General features: G+C 43.7%; 14 protein-coding genes. 5 read left to right on the top strand and 9 right to left on the bottom strand.

The features are described from left to right. Positions 1-25: 25 nt before the first annotated feature. The 9 genes from DWZ67_RS03130 to DWZ67_RS03090 form a co-directional block, all read right to left on the bottom strand. Positions 26-2,020 carry a glycoside hydrolase family 97 protein gene (locus DWZ67_RS03130; RefSeq protein ID WP_120138106.1) on the bottom strand — a complete coding sequence of 665 codons (1,995 nt, stop codon included), beginning with the start codon at positions 2,018-2,020 and terminating at the stop codon, positions 26-28. Positions 2,021-2,034: 14 nt separating this feature from the next. Continuing rightward, positions 2,035-3,327, bottom strand: a complete 1,293-nt coding sequence (locus tag DWZ67_RS03125; protein ID WP_016273116.1) for an acetylxylan esterase — start codon at positions 3,325-3,327, stop codon at positions 2,035-2,037. A gap of 13 nt (positions 3,328-3,340) precedes the next feature. Next, entirely contained in the window at positions 3,341-5,404 is a 2,064-nt protein-coding gene (locus DWZ67_RS03120; protein ID WP_120138105.1) for an alpha-galactosidase, read from the bottom strand. 47 nt (positions 5,405-5,451) lie between these two features. Continuing rightward, positions 5,452-7,332, bottom strand: coding sequence for an FAD-dependent oxidoreductase (locus DWZ67_RS03115; protein WP_120138104.1), 1,881 nt, complete (start codon positions 7,330-7,332; stop codon positions 5,452-5,454). Between the two features lie 136 nt (positions 7,333-7,468). Beyond that, positions 7,469-9,199, bottom strand: coding sequence for a RagB/SusD family nutrient uptake outer membrane protein (locus DWZ67_RS03110; protein WP_120138103.1), 1,731 nt, complete (start codon positions 9,197-9,199; stop codon positions 7,469-7,471). 14 nt (positions 9,200-9,213) lie between these two features. Next, entirely contained in the window at positions 9,214-12,537 is a 3,324-nt protein-coding gene (locus DWZ67_RS03105) for a TonB-dependent receptor (RefSeq protein ID WP_005833362.1), read from the bottom strand. A 225-nt stretch (positions 12,538-12,762) separates the two neighbouring features. Beyond that, positions 12,763-13,767: a FecR family protein gene (locus tag DWZ67_RS03100; RefSeq protein ID WP_120138102.1), complete on the bottom strand. Its 1,005-nt coding sequence runs from the start codon at positions 13,765-13,767 to the stop codon at positions 12,763-12,765. A 53-nt stretch (positions 13,768-13,820) separates the two neighbouring features. After that, the gene (locus DWZ67_RS03095) at positions 13,821-14,402 is read right to left on the bottom strand and encodes an RNA polymerase sigma factor (protein ID WP_005829818.1); all 582 of its coding nucleotides are present in this window, start codon (positions 14,400-14,402) and stop codon (positions 13,821-13,823) included. Positions 14,403-14,885: 483 nt separating this feature from the next. After that, on the bottom strand, positions 14,886-15,755 hold the full coding sequence (locus DWZ67_RS03090) for an NAD kinase (RefSeq protein WP_005829945.1): 870 nt from the start codon (positions 15,753-15,755) through the stop codon (positions 14,886-14,888). 104 nt (positions 15,756-15,859) lie between these two features. On the opposite strand from DWZ67_RS03090, the gene DWZ67_RS03085 reads away from it, so the two are divergent. Genes DWZ67_RS03085 through DWZ67_RS03065 form a run of 5 tightly spaced genes read left to right on the top strand, consistent with a single transcriptional unit; the run spans position 15,860 to position 19,156 of the window. Beyond that, positions 15,860-16,573: a pyridoxine 5'-phosphate synthase gene (locus DWZ67_RS03085; protein ID WP_005829949.1), complete on the top strand. Its 714-nt coding sequence runs from the start codon at positions 15,860-15,862 to the stop codon at positions 16,571-16,573. Further along, entirely contained in the window at positions 16,573-17,289 is a 717-nt protein-coding gene (locus tag DWZ67_RS03080; protein WP_005829951.1) for a MotA/TolQ/ExbB proton channel family protein, read from the top strand. The genes DWZ67_RS03085 and DWZ67_RS03080 overlap by 1 nt, the downstream gene beginning before the upstream one ends. A 34-nt stretch (positions 17,290-17,323) precedes the next feature. Beyond that, entirely contained in the window at positions 17,324-17,734 is a 411-nt protein-coding gene (locus DWZ67_RS03075; RefSeq protein WP_005833355.1) for an ExbD/TolR family protein, read from the top strand. Between the two features lie 34 nt (positions 17,735-17,768). Then, a complete protein-coding gene (locus DWZ67_RS03070; RefSeq protein ID WP_005829957.1) occupies positions 17,769-18,587 on the top strand; it encodes a TonB family protein in 819 nt (272 codons plus the stop codon). A 14-nt stretch (positions 18,588-18,601) separates the two neighbouring features. After that, positions 18,602-19,156, top strand: a complete 555-nt coding sequence (locus DWZ67_RS03065) for a DJ-1 family glyoxalase III (RefSeq protein WP_005829959.1) — start codon at positions 18,602-18,604, stop codon at positions 19,154-19,156. The last annotated feature ends 17 nt before the right edge of the window (positions 19,157-19,173 follow it).

The raw sequence follows: 19,173 nt of genomic DNA, 5'->3' as shown, positions 1-19,173 counted from the left end.
AGTTAACGTTTAAAAAGCCTATGGATTATTCTTTGTATATTTTCAATGCGCATCCGCCTCCTTGTGCCATTTTGACGGTCAGTTTACGGGATACAGGAATGTCTGTGACGGTCTTTTGGTAGTCGGAAGCCAGGCGGTTGGCATTCACTCCGTCATGAAACATTTCCGCTTTCCATCTGCCTGCACCGAGGAAAGAAAGGTCCAGTGTCAGAGTACGTGCATCCCAATTGGTCAGGGAGCCGACATACCAGACATCTCCTTTCCTGCGCGCCATTGTAATGTATTTTCCAATTTCTCCGTTCATGGCTATTGTTTGTTCCCAAACGGTAGGGATGGCAGCGATGAATTCCGTGCATTCTTCTTCACGGTCGTAATTGGTGGGACTGTCGCACAACATGTTCAATGGTGATTCAAATACTACATATTCAGCTAATTGGCGGCAACGGGTTCCCTGGCTCATTGGGGTATCCATTGAGGAGTGGTAACACCGTTTGTTGGCATTGTGCATGGCGCCTTGTGTATAGTCCACCGGTCCGGCCAGCATACGGATAAATGGCATGGTGACATCGTAGGTTACCTGGTCGGTATGGATGTCACTCCACTTCATCTGTTCCAGCCCGTGAACGGCTTCATAGTTGATGACATTGGGATAAGTGCGGTTCAGCCCGGTAGGTTTGTACGTGCCGTGAAAGTCTACCATCAACTTATATTTAGCGGCAATTTCGGCAGCCCGGTAGTGGAAGTCTACCATTTCCTGGTCATCCCTATCCATAAAGTCAATCTTGAATCCTTTGATGCCCATTTCGGAATAGTGCTTGCATACATGTTCCATGTCGCGGGCAAAGGCATGGTAACCTGCCCAAAGGATGAGTCCTACATTCTTTTGCCTGGCATAGGCCGTGAGCTTTTTTAAATCAATTTCCGGTACAATTTGGAAAAGGTCAGCCTTGAGGTTGACAGCCCAGCCTTCATCCAGAATCACATACTCGATGCCATGCCGGGAGGCGAAGTCGATATAGTGCATGTATGTTTCATTGTTTATTCCAGCTTCGAAATCCACGCCTTTGATTCCCCAATGGTTCCACCATTCCCAGGCCACTTTGCCCGGACGTATCCATGAGATGTCTTTCATGCGTGATGGAGCAGCCAGCTTATAAACCATATCGTTATCTGCCAGCTCCTTGTCATTTCTTGCCACAACAATGATGCGCCAGGGTAGTTTGGCTTTTGGCTGGCAGGAAGCAATGTAGTTTTCACGCTCTGTGACTAATATTTGCAGTTGGTTATGCCCGCCTTGTTTTTTTGTTTTGGGGACGGCGGCAAAAGCGGAAGTGAGTGCTGTTCCCCCGTTTCTGTTGATGAGGAACATGCCCGGATAGCTCTCCACGTCGGATTCGGCAATACAAAGTTTACGGCCGTTTTCCTGCTCTATTACTACGGGGGTAAACATCAGTCTTTGGGGGTTCAGTCCGGATAGCTCTATATGTGTATAGGTGTTTTCAAAAGAGTTGGAGAACTGGGCTTCTATCGGTTGTTTATCGCCATCTTTTACATAAGGAACAATCGATTTGTAGTCCTTGTTGAAGTTGAAGGCGGCTTCTTCGTTTGTAACTTTGAACGGTCTGTTTCCGGTCGCTGCGAACCGGTATGCCATTCCTTCATTGTACATTCTGAAAATGAGGTTGAAATGTTCCCGGAAACTTAACGTCATTTCATTATAGACATCCTTTACTTCACTGCGTTTGTAGAAAGGAGAGGGAATCACCTCATTTGCCTGGCGATGACTGACTCTCTTAAGATGGGAGCCGTTACCCCAGACTGTCCCATTATCCAGATGTACTGATAAGGGAGAGGGGGCTACCAATGTATGCCCTTCTTCCGTCAGCTCGTAAGTGATCCGGTCACCTATATATAAGGTAACCTCCAACTTGCCGTCCGGTGAGTTCAGACGATATTCCTTTTGTCCGAACATGTTCGGGATGATGAAAAGCAGTGTTGTAATAAAAAAAAGTATTCTCATGATTCTTATAGTTTTTATTTGTTTTGTTGAAAGAAATCAGCGACCCATTTCCATGCGGCTGCCCATTGTTCTGGGTAGGCATAATGAGCCGTTTCTTCGGATACTAATATTTGTTTGGGTGCTTGAATTACATTGTAGGCAGAATAGGTAGTAGTGGGTGGACAGACCATATCATTATATCCGAATGAGTAGAATCCGGGAACTTTTATTTGGCGTGCAAAATTAACTGCGTCATAATAACGTGCTGTATTTGCCTTTTCTGCAGTCTGATTTTCTTGCTTGTTAAACATGTGTGGCCATCCTCCGGCACGGTTATGTATATAGCCGACCATGTCACAAAGAGCAGGGTAAAAGGCTACCAGTCCTTTGACACGTGAATCAAGTCCAGCTGTCACGATGGACAATCCTCCTCCTTGGCTACTGCCGAATGTTATCAAATTGCTCCCATCGAATTGTGGTAGGGAATAAATAAAGTCAATGGCACGTACACAGCCTAGATATACACGTTTATAATAGTATTTATCCCGATTATCCAGATTGAACGTGTGGTACCTTTTTAATGCTCCCATATAGAGATTGGTATATACCGGTCCTGACATGTTGACCGGAATACCGTGTATTCCTATTTCGAAAACAATCCAGCCATTGGCAGCATGTTCCACATCTCCGGCATAAGAACGTATTCCTGCACCTGGTAGCTTTAAAACTGCGGGATATCGACCTTTTGCTTTAGGCATAGCCAGCATGCCGTATAAGCGTGTATGGGATTCATAATTCTGTATATTCACATGGAATACATTCACTTTCTCTGTACAACGTTCGGGTACAAGGGTCATTTGTACATCCATTGGTGTCTTTTGAGCCTGGAGTTTTGCTGTTTCCCAGAAATTTAGAAAGTCTTCGGGCAATGATGTGATAGGTTTTAATTTTTCTGGATTGATTCCAACGGTTACTATCCCTTGGTATTCACGTCCTCCATATTTAACAAAGGCTTGGCAACGGAGAAAGCCAGGTTTTTCCATTGTTTTGGCTTCCACCGTGGCTGTTCCTTTTTCAGCTTGCAATATGCCTTCTTTGTGAGGCTTCATCATATCTTCTGAAATCTCGTACCGAATTTCTGTGTCAGGAATTGGTACGTTGTTTTTCAGTACCGTAATGCTGAATTTTATTTTTTCGCCTGGCTTATATAGCCAGTCTGTATGATTGGGAGTGATCTGTATCCGAATCAGCCGTTCGGCAGGTTGTCCGAAGGCTCGGTAAAACAGCATCAAGAAGGCGATTAAGAGTATACTCCTTGTGATTTTCATGTCAGTCTTTATTTTAGCGTTTGTTTTTAATTTCATACTTGTAGACAACATAGTCATTGATTGATGGCAGAGAGATTTCCAGCCTTCCTTTCTTTCCGGTTACTGCTGTCATCGCTTTGCCGTGTCCCATCAATGGGATACATCTTACTGTGACACCTTCTGGCAGCCAGGTATCGACTTCTGTAGTCCCTTCTGGATGATTTTCACGGTACACAATCAAGTATCCTCTATCTTTCTTTATAGACTGGAAGCCGGTCCAAGAGCGTCCCGATGGTTCATCTCCTATGGGTAGGATAGTGCCGGAATGCATGTCATGCTGAAATTTCTTGTAGGCTTCTGTATGTTCTCGTAATGTAAATGCTTCCTCGGGTAGATTGGTACCTTCCATCCAGGCAAGCGGCTGTCCTGCTAAAGTCGTAGCAAACAGATATTCAAATGAATAGTTTTCTGGAGCGAAGACTTCTCCTTTATATTTATCCGTATTTCTCCATTTGTTCAAGAACTCTATTTGCAGCTTTTCTGCCGGAACATATTTGGAAAGCATCCAGAGGTTACGCAAAGTCCAGTAAGGATAGTAGTTCTGCCAGTCGGTATAACGGTTTTCCAGAAAGATATTTCCATATTCATTGAACATGTGGTAGCCTCCGCGGCGGCTGGCTGTCGCATCAAGGTTGAAAATCACTTCCTCGTCCGTCTCTTCCAGCACTTTGTTGAATAAGCGGTGCAGGTTTGTTTCGGCTTCTTTACTGGGAATGGTGAGCCCGTCTATCTTGAATACTTTGATGCCGTATTCGCGATAGAGGCTGATGAGTGCTTGCGCATCTTTCTGCCAATCGGCAAAATCATTTTGTATGCTGGGATTGAACCAAAGACCGATTTCAATACCTAATTCCTTGCCACGTTTTACGATGGGATGCAAACCACGTGGATACTTTTGCGGATCGGGTTTCCAGTAGTCTTTATTGTTCCAAATGTTCTTGAATGAACCGCGGGCTACAGCTGAATTAGGGCTTTTACCTATTTGCCAGCCATCATCAATCTGGAAATGGGTGATTCCCAGACGGGCGGCGCGTTCCAGTTCTTTCAAACAGAAGGATTCGTTTACTTTTGAGTCCTGGCTACGGTCTCCCCAGGTGTTCATCATAATCATCTCGTCGCGGTCGGCCCGGTAAGTACGTATATTCTTCTGATATGAACGAAGCGCTTGTAGTCGGCTCAGTTCATCTTCTCCGTATATTCCCAATACGCATCCGTATGTTTTGGTCCAACGGTCGGGAGTCACGTCTTTCTCGGTAATGCCCAGGCCGGTTACTGTAAACTTCCCGAAATCAGTCAGAAAATCCTTTCCTTGATAGGCTAATTGTACCGAAGAGCAGGGAGCCTCTTTTAAAAAGAAGATGCCACAGTTGTCCTCGCCATTAAAGGCAAACAGCAGATTGCCGCGATATCCCAGTTTGCGATAGGAAATAATCTCTTTCTCGAAAACCAGGTTGTTGTGCCAGTCGGTCACATCGGAAAATTCCACGCTGCGAGCGTGCCAATGTTGTCCTTGGAAATGGAACTGGTCTAGTACAGCGGTTACTTCTTTAGATTTCATGTCTTCGGCGAATTCAATATTCTTCCGGTCGGCTGCACTAACTTCTCTGCCTCCGAAAATACTGTTTACTGTTCCTCTTAAATAGGTGTCGCAGGCTATGGCTGGACAATCATCATAAATACGATATACCCGTTTTATATCTAGCTTCTCCAGGCTGAAAGAAACTTCTACTTTCAGATAAGCGGGAAATATTTTAGTCTCTTTTACGGGAACTACTTTGAGTGAACCGTTTGATGGTTGCGGCAAATTTTTCGTTACTCTGAAATCTGGAGTAAGGCTGTGGTTCTTCCATGATTTTCCATTACTCTTGTCGGTCAGACGGTAAGTTATGATATTTCCCCCGTTCCACAAAAAGGTACGTTCGACCAAGCTGTTTCCGATGGTTAAAGTGTCATTTTTCAGACGGCCGTAACAAGTATCTTGTGCGTGTAACGAATATCCTCCGAAAAGGACAAATAATAATGTTAGAATATTTTTCATGATATGCGTGTTTTATTAATACTTAAATTGTAGTATCAACGTGTTTCTTACTTCTTGTTTTTTTCAATGATAAATATACGAGGCTCTTTTAATAATTTTTGTTCATTGAACTTCTGATTATCGGGAATCCCTTCTTTTTTTCCTACTCCCTCTTTCATCAGTGCTTTCAATTCCGGTAGGTGTTTCTGATATACTCCTCTCGGAGTGGTGTTGTACTTTTTACATAAGGAAGCCGCCATCCCGACAACTTCGCCCATCATTCCGGTGGTACGCATTACGCGGACAGTGCCCAGTGCCACATGGGTAACACTGATATTGCGGCCTGCCATAAAAAGATTCTCGATATTCCTGGAATATAGGCAGCGGTAGGGCACTGCGTAAGGATATATATGGATGTGCTTGGTTGCTGCTTTGAAGGGCGCGTCAGGAAAGTGTGACGCATTGAGCGAATCCGGGAAATGCAGGTCGATGCTCCAGGTTGTGACGAAGGAGGCATCTTCGTGATAGACATTTTTGTCTATATCATCTTGCTTTAGAATATAATCGCCCAACAATCGGCGTGATTCGCGTTTCCCGGCAATATAGGCTACCCAGTCCAATGCGCGGTTCTTATATTTCTTGTTGTCCTTTAATTCATTTTTCAGAAAACTCCAGTTAGAATAGATGACCATTAAGCCATAATCACGTATACGTTCGAAGTCGTCGATTTGATTGAAGTTCATGCCGGTTTCCCATTTCCATTCACCCATCGTCACTTTTTCACAATTCTTTTCATTGAATTGCAGACCATACGAGAAAATAGGGAAACGGGTAGGTTTACCTTTGTCTGCAGAGTACCATTGTACAGATGAACCCATTGTCATTTTGTCCGGTTGAATCGGTGCAAGCTCTTCTCCGTATTCGGTACGGGATTCGCGTCCCATGTTGTAGTCTGCACCGGCCAGATACCCGATGGTGCCGTCTCCGGTACAGTCGGAGAACAATGGTGCTTTCAGTTCCACTTCTTTTCCATTCTCTATATGCTTGATGATGACAGATTCTATTCTGTTGCCATCGGTCTTTACAGATATGGCACGGTAGTTGGCATAAAGGGTGATATTCTTTTCATTGGCGATAAAAAGCTCCTTCTTTTCATCTTCATAGTTTGCGGCAGGTTTGGCATTTCCTTCTTTAGAATGTCCGAATTCTCTTATCATACGTCCCAGTCCGGAATTGGGGCCTACTCCGATATTGCCCCCCAAGTGAACTCTGACTTCAGAGCTATTGTTGCCGCCAAGCACTGGACGGTCGTTGATTAATGCCACTTTGCATCCCAATCTGGAAGCGGCTGCAGCTGCACACATACCGGCTATACCACCGCCAATCACAATTACATCATAGGAGTATAGTTCCAGTTCAGCGGGAATATTCAGCATCTTTTTACGGAAATCTGTCAGTTGTACAGTTTCGTTAGGAGGTAGTTGCTCTTTTTCTGTTGTAAAATAAATAGCATCGCAACGGCCATTGAAGCCGGTCAAATCTTTTAATGTTAGATTACTATTCCCAGCCTTTACTGAAATTTTTCCGGCGGGTTGCCACATCCATTGGTTGCCTTCATCCCCTAAAACTATAGGCAGCTTTTTATTACCGATTTTTAGAGTGAACTTTCCAGGTCCTTTGCCATCATACCAGGGAGAAGTCCAGTTATAGGTACGTACATATACATAATATGTACCGCTCTCGGGAAAAGATATGGTAGTGGAAGCATCCTCAACCGGGACTCCCATTCCATGAGCCATTAGATAGGGTGAACCCATAAGGTCCATGAATTGCTGGTCTACTACCCATCCTCCTTTTTGGTCAAAGCTTTCTGCTTCTATCAATAGATTGGAGGCTGTGATAAGCTGGCTACAGAACAGTAGACTTAAAATCAATATAATTCTTCTCATAAATATGCGGTTCTTTATTTTGTTGTGGAAACGGTATAAAAGGGCTGCCCTGGATTTCTAATTTGCAGGGGCAGTCCTTTCATTACAGTTTGTTTATCCTTTTATTCACAATCTTTTTACCTATAATGTCTAACCGTTAATACCCTGGATTCTGTTTCATGTTTTCATTAATAATGATTTCAGATGTGGGGATTGGCCATAAATACTGCCGTTCGTCCCATTTGCGCTGGGAAAGTACTTGGATTAAGCCTTCTTTTTCCATAGCAGAGAAGTCTGCGATTCCATCTTCATCTATCTGTGGTGTAGTAGGCCAGAACCACAGTCCTTTTGATGTAACTTTGTCTCTTAATATGTCAGCAGGATATAGAATGCCGTAGTTCTTGGTGTTCAGAGCTTTGGTTGCCAATTTCCAACGAATGAGGTCCATGTAGCGGAGTCCTTCTTTAGCAAACTCTACGCGACGTTCCAGTCTGACTGTCTGGCGTAAGGACTTTTGGTCACGTGCTGTTACTGCCGGATATTTGTCTGTTTCAGAAGATTTCACTCCGTATGCTCTGGCACGTACACTATTGATGGCTTCTAATACAGATTCGTCAATCTTGTTCAGTTCAATCATGGCTTCTGCATAAGTCAACAATACTTCTGCGTAACGTATTTCAATATAGTCACTTTCCACTTTTTGTTTGTTATCTACCCAAGAATCGTCAATACCCTTTTTCCATAGCAATGCATTGAATGAGGTGTATTGCGCATTGGCACGGGTATCTTGGTTGGTTACCATTTTACCGGTTTTGTAGTTCATTACTTTTAATGCATCGGGATGAGGATCAAAGTCAAAGCTACAATGGCGGGTTCCAAATTCTACAATGGTGGCAGTACAACGGGGGTCACGGTTCTTGAAAGGATTGTGGGGATCAAAAAGAGGTGACTCGTCAATGGGCAACCCATCTGTACAGAGGAACGAAGCCAACAAGTCCCAAGAGGGTGCATACGAACCGTATCCTCCAGCATTTCTAGGCAGCTCATTTTTTGTGGCAGTAGCATCGTATAGAATGTTGTATTGCACGGAACGTGGGAATACAAGAATGCTTTCTATGGAATTTTTGGTATTCATCAGAAATAAGTCGCTGAAGTCGGGATGTAATTGATAAGCTTGCAAATTCATACACGCTTTAGCTGATTCGGCCGCAAGTTCCCAATCACCCATGTAAAGGGCAAAACGTGCTTTCATGGCTAATGCAGCACCTTTTGTGAAACGTTGTGTCGAGTTACCGGTATAAGATACTGGTAACATAGAAATTGCTTTGTCGAAGTCTTGGTAAATTAAAGGTATAATCTCTTTTTTTGGAGTACGTCCTTTTTGGAAGGCTTCTTCAATGTAAATATTCTTATCTAGCCAGACAACATCACCAAAGAAAGAAACGAGTACTGCATATTTACAAGCTCTTGTAAAGTAAGCTTCTCCTCTGTATTGATTCAATATTTTTTCAGAGACACCAGCCTTTTCGGCGCGCTCAGATTTTTCAAGAAATGTATTGGCCATCGTTATACATTTATAGTTTGATTGCCATTGCTCTACTGGATACCAGTTCTCTGTTCCACCATCACCATTTACTGTACCGTCTAGGAGGTTGCAACGATTCACATTTCTATAGGTGAAGTTGTCGGTGGCTTGTTCCAGAAGTCCCTGGTTCATTTTATTCCAATATCCGATTTTATAGAATTCATTGGCAGCCATCAATAGTTCTTCTTCTGAAGAATACCAGTTTTCAGTGGAGGCCTCAGACAATGGAACTAAGTCCAAGTCATTGCAGGAACTTGCTAAAAGTCCAAGTCCTAAAGCTAATATTATAAATTTATGTTTCATTTTTTTTCTTTCTTTTAAAAGTTAACAGATACGCCTAACAATATAGATGTTGTGATAGGATATTCACTTACTCCCATTTCAGGGTCCCATCCTTTCGGATATTTGCTCAAACAGAATAGATCGGAAGCACTGGCATAAATGCGTGCACCTTTGATACCTATTGCGTTCATCCATTCTTTAGGGAATGTATAGCCTAAAGTTATATTTTTGAGACGGAAATAACCTCCGTTGAACAGCCAATAATCTGACATGGCATAGTTGGAACTTTTGTTTACATGGGTTAGACGAGGATATTTGGCAACTGCGTTTTGTTCGTCCGTATTATAAGGACTCCAATAGTTTCCATCAATGATGGCGGGGAAATTCCCGTAATTGTTACGGAATGGTTCTACCATTTCTCTTGCCAAGCGTGCATTTTGTTTTCCGACACCTTGGAATGCCAATGAAAGGTCAAAATTTTTGTAGCCCAAATTGATATTACCACCATATAGGAAATGGGGTAATGAGCTGCCTAGTAATACTCGGTCATATTCAGGAGAAATCTTTCCGTCAGGTACACCGTCAGGACCAGATATGTCTTTGTATTTAATATCGCCCAATTGAGTGTTCTTATCATTGATTTTGGGAGAATTCTTTAAGTCTTCTTCTGTCAGGAAAAGACCATCGCTAACATAGCCATACCACTCATTGAATTCACTGCCTTCCATTTTAACTTTGTCACCGAGGAATTGGGTTCCTTGTAAATCCCCCATTTTGGAGGTGAAGTCAGAGAAGTTAATGGCTATTCCGTAGCTGAAGTCACCGATGTGGTCATTCCAGCTGACATTCAATTCATAACCTTTGGTTGACATTTTGCCGGCATTGACGTCTGGGTCAGAGAATCCTAGAAAATCAGGGATAGCCATTGCTAATAGCATGTCTTTAGTATTTTTCCAGTAATAGTCACCGTTCACACGTAAGCGGTTGTTCAAGAAAGAAATGTCTAACCCAATGTCTGTAGATTCAGTTTTCTCCCATGTTACATTTTCAATGGCATATTTCTGTTGAGATGCAGTTTGGTCAAAATAAATACCGTTGTTTTGATAGAAAATAGTGTTCCCAAATGCAATGGTTGACATATATGGAAAATCGCCAATACGTTCATTACCCAATGCTCCCCATGTAGCTCTAATCTTCAAGAATGACAGCCATTCCCAATTAAGATTCTTCATGAAATTTTCTTCGCTGAGTACCCAACCGGCAGAGAAGGAAGGGAATGTACCCCATCTGTGTTTCTTTGCAAAACGTGATGAGCCGTCATGACGTATATTGGCCTGGAATAAATATCTGTCGGCATAGCTGTACATGACACGTCCGAAGTAGGAACGATAAGCGTACTCTTTTCCTTTTCCAGAGTTGCCAATTAAATCTTTAGGTCCATTATTGAGGTATGGAAAGTTCGTGAGAACGTATCCGTCTCTGTCAGCACCTAATTCTTCAATATATTCGTAATAGTTTTCGTAACCTGCCATTAGGTTGATGTCATGTTTTCCGGCAAACTTCTTTGCATAGTTTACTATTAATTGCGTAGTGACATTGTAGCTGTCATTGCGGGTTTCTGAGAGTTTGGTTGTGTTGTATAGTCCGCTGTTATCTAAGTATCCCCCTATTGTATTGGGATCATCTGCCAATGTATAGCTGGCTGCTTTCTTGAATGTTTTGAACTTGTCGTAATTAAAGCGAGGAGCAACGATTGCTGAAATTTTAAATCCGTCAAAAGGCTTGAAATCAATAGATGCTTTACCGCCCAATGCTGTGTACCATTTTTCTGTTGTACCACCCAATTTCATCAATCCATAAGGGTTGGCTCCCGATTTGCCTTCAGCTATACGGCCGTCATCCCATACTCCTGCATAAATAGCAGGCATGTAGCGCATCATTCCGAATGGAGTGAATTGCGGCATGTGGTGTTTAGTGCGCTTAACATTGAAGTCCAATGTAGCACTTAACTTTTGGGTAATGTTGAAGTCATTGTTTACACGTAATGTATAGCGTTGGAAATAACGGTCACCGTACAGACCGCCTACTTCATCATACGCCAAGGATGCTTTGGTCTTAACAACCTTGCTACCGCCTGAAAGGTGGATACTGTGACTTTGACGGGTTGCGGATTTCTCAAGAATCAGATCTTGCCAGTCGGTTATAGGATACTGGTTGGGATTGGTTGCATTGTTTTTCACCCAGTTATTAACTTGATCTTCTGAATAGGCTTGGTATTTGCCACCGTCCGGATTATCTGTATATCGTAATTCATTAGCCATTTCCAGAAAACGTTGCACGCCTACAACCTCAGGCTCTGCGGTAGGTATTTCCCAACCGAATTCACCGTTATAGGTCAATGACAGTTCCTTGTCACTGGCTCTTTTGGTGGTGACAAGAATAACGCCGGCAGCGGCACGAGAACCATAGATAGCAGCGGAAGCAGCATCTTTCAATACAGAAATGCTCTCAACGTCGTTGGCATTTACTGAATTGATGTCACCAGGCACTCCATCAACGATAACCAGAGGATCTGAATTCCCGATGGTTGTGATACCACGTACATATATCTTGTCTGCATTTGCACCAGGCGCATTATTGTTACGGGTTACCATTAACCCTGGGATGGTTCCTTGCAAAGCGGTGGAAAGGGAAGTTGTTTTACGGGCGGCTACTTCTGCACCTCCCACAGAACCTACTGCACCGGTCAAGTCTTTCTTTTTTACGGTACCATAACCGATAACAACAACTTCTTCCAAAGTCTTTGAATCTTCTTGCAGCACTACATTGATTGCGTTTTTACCGTTGACAGCAACAGATGCCGGTATATAGCCTACGTAAGAAACGGTTAGAGTAGCTTTCTCCGGCACATCTTCCAATGTATATTCACCGTCAATGTTGGTTATTGTTCCTTGTGTAGAGCCTTTGATAATAACGGAAGCTCCGATAAGCGGCTCATCATTTTCGTCTACGATTCTACCGGTTACTTTCTTTTTAGCACCTACAGATTTGTTGGTTTGCTGGAACAGCAAAATCTGCTTGTTTGCTTTTATTTCAAAGGAGATTTTCGTTCCTTTAAATAATTCTTTCAATACGGCCTCAAGTGAAGCATTTGATACATTTAAATCCTTTTTTGTTTCAAGATTGGGAAGTTTGTCTGTGTAGAATACGTTATAACCGCTAGCTTTTTCAATTTGCGGTATAATCTGCTTGATGGTCTGCTTGTTTACAGATAAACTGATTTGGGCGAAGCTGTTTCCCCAGAAAAACAGGGCACCCAGCAGTACTAAAGACCGCATAATCATTTTGTTTTGTCTCATGTCTAATAATATTAGATTAATTGTTTTTTATTTTGAGAAAGGCGTACCAAAGACCTGCTCTAATAAGATATTAGAGTAACTTATGACGAATTTCTCGTGAATGTTTAAACTAGAATTTTATTTTGCTGCCGAAAGCTGGCAGTTGTGTTTGATGAAGTAAAAAGTTTATAAAATCTATTCCATATTTTCCTTTTTAAGTTAACATAAAGAGTTTATTAAACACTACTAATATATTACGATCGTATTATCAGATTTTATTTTGTAATTAATGCCGCCAGCTTGGCTGATGTATTCTAATACATTATTCAAACTGCTATTCTTGATGATGCCGTGATAAGTATATTGTTTTACTTTCTCGTTTTTGAATATAAATTTGCAATTATACATTCGTGTAAGCATGGTACAAATTTCTTCAAAAGATTCACCGTAGAACGCTAGTTCATTGCTTCTCCATAGCAAATAACTTGCATTAGGATGAAGCTCGCTTTTTTCGAACTGTCCATTGGTCAGGTTGCAAACGAGCCTTTCGTTTGGCTTCATATATGCCTCGTGTCTGCCGTCGTCTACTTTAACCTTTCCACTTATCAGGCTTACAGCTACTGATTTATCGTCTTTATGTGCACGTATATTGAAGCTTGTACCTAACGCTTGTACATTGATGCCATTTGCTTTCACGATGAAAGGCTTTTCCTTGTCCTTTGCAACTTCAAAATAGGCCTCTCCTTCCAGGGAGACCATACGTGTTTTCTTGTTGTAAGTGTTGTCATATACAATTCTTGAATCAGAATTGATGTAGACCTTTGTGCCGTCAGCCAAAATGATGTCGGCCTTCTGCCCGTTGGATACGGACATGGTGACTTCTGTATTGGCGTCATCGGCCGGTCGTTTGACTCCTGCATAATAGGCTCCGCTTCCCACTGCCAATATGATGCAGGCAACTGCAGCATAGCGCCCAATCTGACGCAGGAAACGGTTCCTTGTTTTCAGGACCTTCGTTTCCGTGGTGGAACTTGCGTCTATCTGGCTTAAAAGTTCGGTGAACATTTCATTTTGTACGGCTTTGTCCATCGTGTCCGGAGCCAGTGCCCAGCATTGCTGATAGTATGCGGAAAATTTCTGTTGAAAATCCGGTCGCTTAATCCATGATTTCAACTGTACATCTTCTTCAGGGCTGGTCAGTCCTCGAAAGAAACGATCCAAAAGTTCAATATGACTGTCTTTTTTATCCATGTTCTGTAGTATATATCTGTATGCCTGCCAAAACACTCACGGATTTTCGTGCTTTAACAATTATTTAGAAAGTAGAAGGAGAGGAAAAGCATGATGAATTTGCGTAATTCTTCTTTCAGTAGTTTCATAGTACGGTAGAAATGAGCCTCTACGGCACGTTCCGTCAAATCTAGCTGTGAGGCGATTTCCTTGTTGGACAGTTTTCCTGCTCTTTTCAGCTGAAAGACTTCCCGTGAAACTTCTGGCAGGCTTTGCAGAAGTTGCTCTATCTGTTTTTCAATGATGGAGACGTCCATATCCATCGTATCTTCCTCGATAGCCTCTGCTTCTGTTTTCAGCTTGTTTTCTACAAATTTGTTGTGTAATAATCTTCGTTCGGTTTCTTTGTATACCATGTTGCGTGCGATGGTGCATAGATATGCCGGAAAACTTTTCTCGGTATCCAGATTACTGCGTTTTTCCCATATCGTCATGAAGCTGCTTTGGGTGATGTCTTTGGCTAATGATTTGTCATATACGAGAAGGACGATGGTGTTGTACAGCCTGGCACTGTATTTTTCGTACAATGCTTCAAAGGCAAATTTATTGCCTTCTCTCAACTTGGCTACCAATAAAGTATCATTTTCTTTCTGCATATTGATTCATCTTACATTTACGCATTCTGAATGGTAGTGTCTTTGTATAGTAAAGTACTATTCCACATAGACTCTGAAAGAATGAACTACAAAGGTGGTGTTTTTATTATTTATTTAAAAGTTTTTTGCTGAAAATATACTTTGTGTGATTATTATTTAATTCTATATTCCACGATGAAGGAGGATGGCAGAAATAGTCATTTGCAGTATAAGAAGTGGTAAACTGATGGATGGGTTTAGGAACTTATTGTCAATACATTACATTTACAGCGTTGTTACATCCTTATGTAAAAGACGTTACATGCCGGGGAAAGACTCTTTACACACCGGGGTAAAGGCCGTTACACACCGGGGTAAAGGCCGTTACATATCGGGGTAAAGGTAGTTACATCCTGGGGTAAATGGAGTTCCCCACTGAGGTAAATAAGTTATCCTGCTGGAGTGAATAGGTTATCCTGCTGGAGTGAATGAAGTGATATAGGCTTATCTGATGTCCGCCCCCCACATTAGTTTATTGCGAAGGGTATCAAAGAAAATATGGTTGAACCGTTTCACTACCTTTATGCTATAGTCGGCACGTGAGATGTGCAACCGGGTCGTTTCTTTGCAGGACTCGCTACGGCCGTCGATGGCAACCAAGAAGTTGTGGCTGCGGCTTTCCACATCAAGTGTAATTTCCCAGTCGTCACAAATGACGATGGGACGGACGTTGAGGCTGTGTGGAGCCACCGGGGTGATGGCGATGGTTTTACTGTGGGGCACAATGACCGGACCGCCGACGCTGAGTGAGTAGGCGGTGGAACCGGTAGGTGTGGAGATAACCAGGCCGTCAGCTTGATAAGTGGTCAACGGAGCGCCATTGATGGCGGCGTGGATACTGATCATGGACGAACTGTCCCGCTTCAATACGGCTATCTCATTGAGGGCGTAAGGGGATTGCATCAAGCGTTCATCGTCGCACCTCAGTTGCAGTACACTACGCTCTTCCACCTTATAGTGATTATTGTAGATTTCATCGAAGGTCTCTTCCATCTCTTCCGGTGAGATGTCGGCAAGGAAACCCAGCCGGCCGGTATTGATGCCCAATATGGGGATATTCTTCTTTCCTACACGGCTGGCTGCTTTTAGGAAAGTGCCGTCGCCACCGATGCTGATAACCATGTCGGCACAGAAATCATCTCCGTCAAACAATTCGGCGTCAGGTATGTTTAAATGTAAATCGGCAGTCAGGAAGTGATGGAATTCCCGGCAGATGCAGAGCTGTGCATTATGCTGTCCGAGCAACCGGAAGAGGTTTTCTGCATGCGAGGATTTCTTTGCTTGGTAGGTATTTCCGAATATGGCAAATTTCATAATCAATTCTGTTGGATTGAAGTGCAAAGATGCTATTTTTTTCTCAGAATGCTGCCAATATATAACTATTATTTGTACTTTTGTCCCAAACTATAAACCGAATTATGACTAGATTAAGCGTTAATATAAATAAGGTGGCAACGCTGCGCAATGCCCGTGGAGGTGATGTCCCGAATGTTGTGAAGGTAGCGCTGGATTGTGAAGACTTTGGTGCTGATGGCATTACGGTGCATCCCCGTCCTGACGAGAGGCATATCCGCCGTAAGGATGTATATGATTTGCGGCCGTTGCTGCGGACAGAGTTCAATATCGAGGGGTATCCTGCACCCGAATTTATGGATTTGGTCTTGAAGGTGAAACCGCATCAGGTAACTTTGGTGCCCGACAGCCCTACACAGCTGACTTCAAACGCAGGCTGGGATACCAAGACCCATTTTGACTTCTTGAACGAAGTGTTGGATGAGTTCAACAATGCTGGTATCCGTACTTCCGTATTTGTTTCCACCGATGCCGAAATGATAGAATATGCTGCCAAAGCCGGTGCCGACCGCGTGGAGCTATATACGGAACCTTATGCTACGGCTTATCCCAAAGGACGGGAAGCGGCTGTAGCTCCTTTTGTCGAGGCTGCCAAGGTGGCCCGCAGCTTAGGCCTGGGGCTGAATGCCGGACATGACCTGAGCCTGGTGAATCTGAATTATTTTTATCAAAACATTCCGTGGCTGGACGAGGTGTCCATCGGGCATGCGCTGATTAGTGACGCGCTGTATCTGGGATTGGAGCGTACGGTCAAGGAATATAAAAACTGTCTTCGCTGATGAATGTAATGTTGTTATTGGCCCAAGTGGCTCCGGCACTGACTGACTCTATTGCAGGTGCCAATCCGGTACTGACACAAGTAAACGCTTCCGACGAAATGAACTTATGGAGCATGGCCGTCAAGGGCGGCTGGATTATGGTTGTCCTGGGCTTGATGTCCGTACTTTGCTTTTACATCTTGTTCGAACGCAACTATGTTATCCGGAAGGCGGGGAAAGAAGACCCCCAGTTCATGGATAAGATAAAGGATTATATTTTGGGTGGGGAATTGAAAGCTGCCATTGCTTATTGTCGCAGTGTGGATACTCCCTCGGCCCGTATGATTGAAAAGGGTATCAGCCGTTTGGGACGCCCGGTGAACGATGTGCAGGCTGCCATCGAGAATGTGGGTAATATTGAGGTTGCCAAACTGGAGAAGGGAATGACGATTATGGCCACGATTTCCGGTGGCGCTCCTATGCTAGGCTTCCTTGGCACGGTGACGGGTATGGTACGTGCATTTTGGCAAATGGCAAATGCCGGAAATAATATTGATATAACGTTGCTTTCCGGTGGTATTTATGAGGCGATGATTACTACGGTGGGCGGTTTGATAGTCGGTATCATAGCTATGTTTGCCTACAATTACCTGGTGACATTGATAGATGGCGTGGTCAACAAGATGGAAGCCAAGACAATGGCATTCATGGATTTGTTGAACGAACCGGCGAAATGATTAATTAAAGAATTAAGAATTAAAACTTAAAGGCGTGTTAAAACGTAGAGCTAAAATATCACCCAATTTCAGTATGGCGTCCATGACGGACCTGATTTTCCTGCTGCTGATTTTCTTTATGATAACATCTACCATGGTATCGCCCAATGCTATCAAGGTACTGCTGCCGCAGGGAAAGCAACAGACTTCTGCAAAGCCTTTGACAAGAGTCATCATAGATAAGAATCTGAATTATTATGCTGCTTTTGGCAATGACAAGGAACTGTCTCTGACGCTTGAAGAATTGACTCCTTTCCTACAATCGTGTGCGGAGAGGGAGCCTGAAATGTATATAGCTTTGTATGCTGACGAAACAGTGCCTTACCGGGAAATCGTGAAGGTGCTGAACATTGCAAACGAGAATAAATTCAAGATGGTGCTGGCTACACGACCACCGGAAAACTAAATCGTACATTGTACATGGCTAAATTGTAAATGCAATGGTGAATCGGAAGAAGAAAGGAAAATATATAGGTATGGCAGGTGCACTTGTGGTGCATGTTGCCATTATTGCCCTTCTGATACTGGTAGGATTCACACCGCCGGAACCCTCGGAAGAAGGCGGTGTACCCGTTATGCTGGGAGAGGTGCCCGATGCACTGGGCGCTGCCGACCCTTCTTTAGTAAAGGTGGATGTCATGCCGGAGGAAACCGCTCCTCAGGTGCAGGAAACGGTGGAGCAGGACATCATTACGCAGGAAACTGAAGAAACCGTTGCCATAAAGCCCAAAGCCGAACCCAAGAAAAAGGAGGAGGTGAAGAAACCGGAAAAGACGGAAGCCGAAAAAGCGGAAGAGGCCCGCAAACTGGCAGCGGCAAAAGCCGAACGGGAACGTAAGGAAGCCGAGGAAGCTGCCCGTAAACGGGTAGCTGGCGCTTTTGGCAAAGGTGCCCAAATGGGTAGTAAAGGCGATACGGAAGGCGAAGGTATTCAAGGAAGTCCTACGGGAAATGCTCCGTCCGGAGCCACTTCGGGTACGGGAGGCTACGGCTCGTTTAATTTGGGCGGACGTTCTCTTGGTGAGGGCGGATTGCCGCGGCCGGTATATAATGTGCAGGATGAAGGTAGGGTTGTGGTGACCATCACAGTGAACCCTGCCGGACATGTGATAGCAACCAGCATCAACCGCCAGACCAATACCGTCAATCCCGCATTGCGGAAAGCGGCAGAGGATGCTGCCAAGAAAGCCCGTTTCAATGCGGTAAGCGGCTTGAACAATCAGACGGGAACAATAACGTATTATTTTAATCTAAAATAAGAGGAGGAACAATTATGGGTACAGTTTATGTTTTTTTTGCCGACGGATTTGAAGAAATAGAAGCTTTTACTTCTGTGGATGTGATGAGACGCGCCGGACTGAACGTAGAAATGGTGACGGTAACCCCTGATGAAATAGTGACGGGAGCACACGATGTTCCGGTCTTGTGCGATAAGAATGTAGTGAACTGCGACTTCTTTGATGCAGAGCTTGTATTATTGCCTGGCGGTATGCCGGGTGCGTCCACTTTGGAGAAGTGTGGAGAACTGCGTAATCTGGTACTGCGTTTTGCCCAAGAGCAGAAACCGATTGCTGCTATTTGTGCGGCTCCTATGGTATTGGGTAAGCTGGGATTGCTGAAAGGCAAGAAGGCTACTTGCTATCCCGGCTTTGAACAGTATTTGGAAGGTGCCGAATGTACGGGTGCTCCGGTAGAAAGAGACGGCAATATCATCACTGGTAAAGGACCGGGCGCTGCCATGGAGTTTGCATTGGCCGTAGTGGAGCTGTTGCAAGGCAAAGAGAAGGTGCAGGAACTGAAAGAAGCTATGTGCGTAACGGATTTATGATTTAAAATCATAAATCA

Source organism: Bacteroides sp. AF34-31BH (genome assembly GCF_003602795.1).
Taxonomy (GTDB): Bacteria; Bacteroidota; Bacteroidia; order Bacteroidales; family Bacteroidaceae; genus Bacteroides; species Bacteroides uniformis.
This window is presented reverse-complemented; position numbering and strand designations above follow the sequence as displayed.